The sequence below is a fragment of the Rhizobium sp. 25PS6 genome (assembly GCF_032464655.1).
Taxonomy (GTDB): domain Bacteria; phylum Pseudomonadota; class Alphaproteobacteria; order Rhizobiales; family Rhizobiaceae; genus Rhizobium; species Rhizobium laguerreae.
Window position 1 is genome coordinate 107,846 of record NZ_JAWDIV010000025.1, and the last position, 7,173, is coordinate 115,018.

Sequence of the window (7,173 nt, forward strand, 5' to 3'; positions counted from 1 at the left end):
AGGATAATAGATCCTATTCTCCGAGCTTTTATATCAATGCCCAGTTCAGTCACGCAACGCCAAATCGCTCGGACCGTGCTAACCGAGCGCGGAATAGCACGTTTCGTCGAACTGCGGAACGCAGGAGTCACGGCTGCCACCATGAGCCGAATGGAACGAGATGGTGAAGTGCTGCGGCTTGCCCGCGGTCTCTATCAACTTCCTGATGCGCAGCTCGACGCCAGCCACAGCCTGGCGGAGGTTGCCAAACGCGCGCCCAAAGCCGTTATCTGCCTCGTTTCGGCATTGGCATTTCACAGCCTGACAGATCAGCTCCCCGGACAAATCTGGCTTGCCATAGGCCGTAAGGACTGGCCGCCGAAACTGGAAGCCCCCGCTGTGCGCATCGTGCGCTTCACAGACAGCCTTCTCAACGACAGCGTCGAAACCCATATCATTGAAGGCGTTCCTGTGAGGGTCTTTGGAATCGCCAAGACAATTGCCGATTGCTTTCGATATCGCAACAAGATCGGCCTTTCGGTAGCGATAGAAGGGCTGCAGGAGGCGCTGCGGCAACGAAGGGCTACTCCTGGCGAAATCGCCAACCAGGCCGAACGCGGTGGCGTTGGCTCTGTGATCCGGCCGTATCTCGAGGCGCTGACCGCCAATGGCTAAAGAAATCAGAAACGTCGGCGCCTCGGTGCGCGCCCGCCTGTTGCAACTCGCCAAGGCAAGCGGGCAAAGCTTCGATCTCGTCCTGACGCGTTTCGCCCTTGAACGGTTATTGTTCCGGCTTAGCCAGTCGCCCCACGCCGATCGCTTTGTTCTAAAAGGGGCGATGTTGATGATGAGTTGGTTCGACAATCCGCACCGAGGCACGCGCGACCTGGATCTTTTGGGTTTCGGTGATCCGAGTCCGGACCCGATGCTTGAGACATTTCGGGAAATTCTGGCGCAAGAGGCCGACGATGGCGTTACGTTCGACGCTGATACGCTGCATGTGGATCGTATTCGCGAGGCACTGGATTATGGTGGGCTCAGGCTGCGGGTGATCACTTCGATCAGCGGAGCCCGGATCAACCTGACCATCGACATCGGTTTTGGCGATGCGCTTGAGCCTGGGGTGGAGGTTTTGGATTATCCTTCCATGCTCGATTTTCCGATGCCGCGGCTTCGGGCCTATGCGCGAGAAACGGTCATTGCCGAGAAGTTCCAGGCAATGGTGATGCTGGGGCGAGTAAACAGCCGCATGAAGGATTTCTACGACATCTGGATCCTCAGCAGGTCTTTCGACTTCAGCGATGATCGGCTGGCGCGCGCAATAGCCGCTACCTTTGATCGCCGCGAGACACCGATCCCCATTGACCTGCCGGACGCCCTAACGGACGCCTTTGCCAAGGACCAGCAAAAGCAGCGACAATGGCGTGCTTTCATTGAAGGCGTTGCACACAATCCTGGCGATCTGATCGACGTCATCGCGCAGATTGCCACATTCCTGATGCCGCACGCGGTTGCGGCTGCGAGGCTGGACGAATGAGCGGTTTGGTCGCAACCACGCGAGTTCATGGCTCAGCGAGCAGAATTCAGATCCTGTCGGGTTTTTGTCGGGCAACTTCATAGCTGGAACCCGTCAGTACGGCGGGTTTTACTGGCTCGCCGCCATTACAACCGCGGACGAGGCATCTGGAAGGGCATTAATTTCATGCTTTGGAGTCGCCTAAACTTTGGCTTGGCCGGAACATGCCTCGCCAATGCGAGGTGAACTCAACGCTGTTGTTGACCAATGCGGGAAAGATCGATCCGTATCCCCGCATGCCTAACATCCTGCATCGTCTCTGGTTGTAAGTCTTTCGGCGTCGCTTCCTCGCCATCCACTTCCTTATCGCTTTGCTGCGGCGCTTCGATGGGTATGCCAGGATCCTCCGCCTGAAACACGCCGACACCCCCGAACTCGCCGGTCTTCCATGCGTAGACCGCGTCCTCGAAGATTTGCGGGAAGACGTCTTTGCTCGTGGGGTTGCCATACCATTTTGCAACGATCCTCAATACCTTGGCGAACATCGCAGTGCCTTTCCGGAGGTTCTGGCAAGGATCGACGAGATCGGGCTTCAGATCCGCCGGTTCCTTGACTCCCACGCCAGCGGGGAACTGGGTGAGCCCTACGCGGACGACCGTTTGACCAGCATATTGGCGCGCGATCGCAATCGCCTCCTCGGCCGATGCCGCTTTCGGAACGAGGATCAATCGGTCGCCTGATTTGACGGTGACGGCGAAGGGATCAGCCGAGCCCGCCGCCATCACGAACTGCTCGACGATCGTCGGCTTGAGAGAAGGGTCTGCGCATTCATTTATCAGGGCTGCGTCGATCATGGTGTCTCCTGAGCACTCAGGTGTTGAAGGCAATAACAATCGGTTTTGCGAAGAGCTTTGACCACGCTGTAGTGGCAGTTCGCTGGATAGCAACGATTGATGTCCCTTCGGTCCACCACCCGTTTCCGACAGCAACAATGAGGTCCGGATCGTGCAGCATCGACTGAAGCACCGGCCAAACAATCAGTTGCTCGTAGCAGATCAGCGGTGCCGCGCGGCTGGCGCCGATGGAGACGACCGGGTTCGCGAAGAAATCCGCCCGAGCACCACCACTCTCCCCAAACCAGGATCGCCACGGCTGCCACATCGAACCGGGAACCGGCATACGTTCGCGATAGAGGATGTGGCCGCCCCTCCCGTCGACCGCGACCAGAACATTGTCGTAGCCCCCAGCATCGACCATCGCCGCACCGGCGATCACCGTCCCATCATCATCCCTGAAGGCGTTCGTCCAAAGCCGCGCCACGGTCGGTGTCCAGAAACCGAGCGCAGTTTCCGGCAGCACCACAAAACGGGCCCCATCGCTGGCCGCGCCACGCACCGTTGCGATCATGTCACGCTGGCGTTGAAGCCCGGGCTCCCGACCGAGCGAAGCCCCCATATCAAGATCGACGCCGCGCCAGCCTTCCGGTAGTTTCGGGTCGGTCCAGATTGCGGCGGACCACAGCCAAGGGCCTGCGAAGGCGATGGCGACAGCTGGCCAAATGCGGGTTACGAGACCCGCAAGGCCGGCTGTCATGACGCCAAGTCCCCACCATCCCCATCCCGGAAACAGAACACCCGCGGCGGTGACAGGATGCGCCCAGCCCGTGATGCCGAACGGCGGAACGGCCATGACGGCTGCCGCAAGGAGGTAGCGAAACGGACGCGCGCGTCCGTTCATCGTCCAGACGAGCGTATGCACGGCAACGAAACTCATAGACGCACCCAGCCAGAGCAGGAGGCCTGGCCAGATATCCGACGAATAAAAGGCGGCAACGCCTTGTGGCAGACCCCGGGACGCGGCCAGGAAGTATCCGCTGGAGACAAGTGCCGCGACCGATCTCGTTTGCGAGATCGACCAAAGAACCGGAAACCCGAGCGCGACGGGTAGGAGCAACACATGGCCGCTCCAGCCCACCACGCCGATCGCGATCGAAGCGAATATCAGCAGCGCCGGCTGAAGGTAATCACGGCACATAGGTGAACACCTCCTGCGCCAGCCCGAGAATGCCGGAGATCGGCACCGGGCCAAAATATCGGGAGTCATAGGAGCCGGGGAAGGCGGAATGCAGGAAGACATATCCTGGCGGTATGATGCCGCTCGGAAACGGCGTCAACGGCCGGCCTTTTCCATCACGTAGTGCGAGACTGGATGAGGAAACCACCCGCCCATCCACTCTCACGTTGACGCCGATTTCGACACGCTGTCCTACAACGGCGATCACTGTCTTGATCAACGGTGCGACGTCGCCCGGGCAGGAACCAGAACGGAAATAGCCTCGTGCCCTGGCTGCCCGCATCGCCGCCGTTTCCAGCGGGCAGATGAACAGGAGGTCGTCGACTGCCACCGGTCGATGAAGCGGGATAATGCGCCATAGGCCCAGTGGCTCGCTCGGCGTCAAATTGATGCGGTAGCCGCCGGCGACGGCAGTCACCACCAGCAGAATGGTGGCCGCGGCCGCTATCGACAGAACCGCAGTGGCACGTCGTTGTTGCGTGGTCATCGACCGGGTGGTTGCTGCCCGGGTCATTTCAGCGAGAGCCCTTGACTCTTGGTTTGCCGCAGCGTCTCTGCCTGCTTGAGCGCTTCGGTCGTGCGTTCATGAGCGCCAAGCTGCTGGACCGTCCGCATAGATTTCCACGCGGACTGGACCTCAGCCTTCTGGACGACCGTCATTCCTGCTGTGACGGTCTCGAAAGTCTTGCCATCAGTGTCTTTGGCAGCCAAAGGCAGGAAGGTCCGTTCCCCGAAACGCTCCGACACAGCCTTGGCAAAACCTTCGAGTTCTGCCTTCACGTTTCTGTCCGCCAGCGCATATTCGAGGCCAGCCGGGAGATCGTTGCGATCGATGGCATCTCGCACGCGTTCGAGCGTTTGCTTGGCAGATGGGGAGAGCGCCGGGATATCGACTGAAACCTTGAGTCGGACCGCGCGCTCCTCCGTCTCATGTTTGAATTCGGCCTCGGCCCGCTCACGAAGGTAGCGTTCAAGATTTCGGGCAAGCGCCGGCACATTGGCGATGGCTTTTTCCCGGTCCTGCTTGTCGGCACGGCTGGCGAGAAGACCGGTTTTGCCCTTCAGCGCGCCAAAGCTCTCTGGCTCGCCGGTAATCCTTGCCAGGGTCGACTGCTCGACCGACTGGTCCTTCAACATGGTATCGACATTGATGGCCTTGAAGGCCACTTCCGGCTTCGCGTAGACGAGCTGGAAGCGGGTCGAGACGTCCTCCCATTGCTTCTTGAGCCCGGGATCGCCGGCGAGCTTGTCTTCGACAGCCTGGTCGAGCGATTTCGGGAAGGTGGCGATACCTGACACCATGGGCTTGGCCTCCTTGATTGTGTCCGGGATGGAGTGTTTGTGGCTGCCGTGGACCAGTCCGAGTGCCGCGCCGATGGCGGCAAGACGGGCGCCGAGATTGTCGAGCTTCTGTTTCTGCCGGACGGCCCATTGGAGGCGATCGTGTGCGATCGTGCGGGCGACGTTGACAAGATGAAGGCCGCGGGCTTCCGCGAAGCGCAGCGCCTGGCGATAGAACGACGCCTTCTCGTAATCGAGGGTCGTCTCCTTGGCGTTTCGGCGCGACAGGATCGGGATGAGCCCGCCGGATTTCGCAAAGGAACGACTGCCGTAGTAGATCGCGAGATCCTCACGATGGCGCGTCATGGCCACATAGGTGAGATGCCGGTCCAATGAAAGGGAAGCAAGCACCTTCACCCGGTCGACGGTCGCGCCCTGGCTCTTGTGGATGGTCGTGGCATAGCCGTGACCGAGATTGTTGTAGAAGCGCTGCTCGATCGTGACCTGGCGACGATGTTCCCTTTCGCCGATCTCAGCGACGATCCGGCCGGGTGCGGCCTCAACCACCTTTGCGAGCATGCCGTTCTTGACGCCAAGGCTGCCCTCGTTCTTGAGGAACACGATCTGGTCGCCGGCCGCGAACATGCGGGTTCCGTCCTCTGTCTTGAACGCAAATCCGTCTGCGACGACGCCACGCTCGACCAGCTTGGCGCGGGCCATATCGTTGAGCTTTCGGGCGTCGCGGCGAAGGTGTGCGAGGATCAGGCTGGTCTTCGAAGGGTCGTAGTCGCGGTCCCACGCTGCGATCAGGCTTTCGACCGCCTCGTCCTTCAGTCTCAAACCAATCATTCGACCATGGGCGGTGTAGGCATCGACAGCCTTGCGGATATTGCCACGCGCGAGATCGAGCGAGGCGTCGCGCATCCATTGCTGGCGCTGACGATAGATCGTCTCGAGTTCGGCATAGCCGATGCGATCGGCAATGGCGCGAAAGGCCGCACCCGCTTCGATCGGTTGAAGCTGTTCCGGATCGCCGACAAGGACGAGTTTGGCGCCGGCCTTGGTGACTGCTTCGACCAACAGCGCCATCTGCCGTGACGAAACCATGCCGGCCTCGTCGAGTACGAAGACGGTCTTATCATCGAGCTGGTTGCGGCCCTGGTTCCAGCGAAGCTCCCACGACGACAGAGTGCGGGAAACGATGCCAGCTTCCTTCTCCAAACCTTCGGCCGCTTTGCCAGCCAACGCTCCGCCGACCACACGATAGCCGGCCGTTTCCCACGCCTCGCGCGCAGCCTTCATCATCGTCGTCTTGCCGGCGCCGGCGCGGCCGATGACAGCGGCAATCCGCGTGGCCCCGGCGAGATGCTCGATTGCCGTTCGCTGCTCATCCGACAGACTGGAATGGCGCGCAAAGGTTGCCTGCAGCACCGCCTCACGGACACCATGGGAGGCGCGACCGGAGAGCCAGGTCGCGCGATCGGCCATCTCGGCTTCAAGCCGGATCATCTCGCGCGTGGTGTACTTCGCGGGTGTCCGAATACCTGTTGCAAAGTTGATCCGCTCGCGTTCGAGCCGGAGCGCTTCCGGACTTTGCAGAATGCGGATCATCAGACTTTGGAACAAAGCGACCTCGTCGACATAGCGATACAACACCTTGGCAACATCGCGTTCGTCGAAGACGCTCCTCTCCCGCGTGATCAGGTCGAGCACAATCTCCGGACGGCGCTGGATGCGGCGGGCGTTCTCGCCGCGGCGCTCCTCCTGAAGCTCGATGCGTTCGAGTTTGGGAGTCGAGGTCTCCGACTTGTGGTGGGATTGCTCGGCCTTGCGCTCGATGGCTTTGGCGCCGACGCCGAGGTGAATGGTTGGCTCGAGGTCGATACCCCGCTTTTCGAAGGAACTGCCATCGATGCGGATATCGAGGCCGGCAAGCGCCAGATGTTTGTTCTGGCAGGCAAACCAACCGTCGCGAAACGCATTGAAATCCTCAGTGCTGCCGGCCCATAGCTGATAGATGATCTTGCCGGCGTCATTGCGGAGCGGCTTGCCGTCCGGGGCGAGAACCGCGACTTTCTTCGAGCCGAACCCGTCTTCGGTGAGCGGCCGCAATGTCGTCATCAGATGCACATGCGGATTGCCTGGGGCGTCGTGATAGACCCAGTCGGCGACCATTCCCTTCGACGTGATGTGCCGCTCCACGAAATCCCGGACGAGCACAATGTTCTGCGCGGCCGTCAGCTCTATTGGCAGGGCTATGGTAACGTCCTTGGCAAGCTGCGCGTCGGACCGCTTTTCGAAGCCCTCCACCTTGTTCCAGAAGC

Annotated in this window: 6 protein-coding genes; 2 read left to right on the forward strand and 4 right to left on the reverse strand. The window is 60.5% G+C overall.

Going from position 1 to position 7,173, the window contains the following annotated elements:
- Nucleotides 1-36 precede the first annotated feature (36 nt).
- Both RWK44_RS29640 and RWK44_RS29645 read left to right on the forward strand, forming a co-directional pair.
- Nucleotides 37-654, forward strand: coding sequence for a type IV toxin-antitoxin system AbiEi family antitoxin domain-containing protein (locus RWK44_RS29640; RefSeq protein ID WP_127431473.1), 618 nt, complete (start codon nt 37-39; stop codon nt 652-654).
- Entirely contained in the window at nt 647-1,516 is an 870-nt protein-coding gene (locus RWK44_RS29645) for a nucleotidyl transferase AbiEii/AbiGii toxin family protein (protein ID WP_127431472.1), read from the forward strand. The genes RWK44_RS29640 and RWK44_RS29645 overlap by 8 nt, the downstream gene beginning before the upstream one ends.
- A gap of 227 nt (nt 1,517-1,743) precedes the next feature.
- On the opposite strand, the gene RWK44_RS29650 is transcribed toward RWK44_RS29645, so the two are convergent.
- From RWK44_RS29650 to traA, 4 genes are all read right to left on the reverse strand, one after another.
- Complete coding sequence (locus RWK44_RS29650; RefSeq protein ID WP_316029850.1) at nt 1,744-2,349, reverse strand: TraH family protein; 606 nt, start codon at nt 2,347-2,349, stop codon at nt 1,744-1,746.
- Between the two features lie 16 nt (nt 2,350-2,365).
- Nucleotides 2,366-3,529 (reverse strand): conjugal transfer protein TraB, encoded by a 1,164-nt coding sequence (locus RWK44_RS29655; protein ID WP_127431470.1) that lies wholly within the window; start codon nt 3,527-3,529, stop codon nt 2,366-2,368.
- The gene (traF, locus tag RWK44_RS29660; RefSeq protein ID WP_127431469.1) at nt 3,519-4,082 is read right to left on the reverse strand and encodes a conjugative transfer signal peptidase TraF; all 564 of its coding nucleotides are present in this window, start codon (nt 4,080-4,082) and stop codon (nt 3,519-3,521) included. The genes RWK44_RS29655 and traF overlap by 11 nt, the downstream gene beginning before the upstream one ends.
- Nucleotides 4,079-7,173 (reverse strand): Ti-type conjugative transfer relaxase TraA (traA, locus tag RWK44_RS29665; protein ID WP_316029851.1); only part of this gene is annotated, 3,095 nt, incomplete at its 5' end. The genes traF and traA, both read right to left, overlap by 4 nt.

What these genes read in the sequence shown, in the direction of transcription:
- RWK44_RS29640 (WP_127431473.1), top strand. Translation starts at nt 37, where the DNA reads ATGCCCAGTTCAGTCACGCAACGCCAAATCGCTCGGACCGTGCTAACC.
- RWK44_RS29645 (WP_127431472.1), top strand. Translation starts at nt 647, where the DNA reads ATGGCTAAAGAAATCAGAAACGTCGGCGCCTCGGTGCGCGCCCGCCTG.
- RWK44_RS29650 (WP_316029850.1), bottom strand. Translation starts at nt 2,349, where the DNA reads ATGATCGACGCAGCCCTGATAAATGAATGCGCAGACCCTTCTCTCAAG.
- RWK44_RS29655 (WP_127431470.1), bottom strand. Translation starts at nt 3,529, where the DNA reads ATGTGCCGTGATTACCTTCAGCCGGCGCTGCTGATATTCGCTTCGATC.
- traF (WP_127431469.1), bottom strand. Translation starts at nt 4,082, where the DNA reads ATGACCCGGGCAGCAACCACCCGGTCGATGACCACGCAACAACGACGT.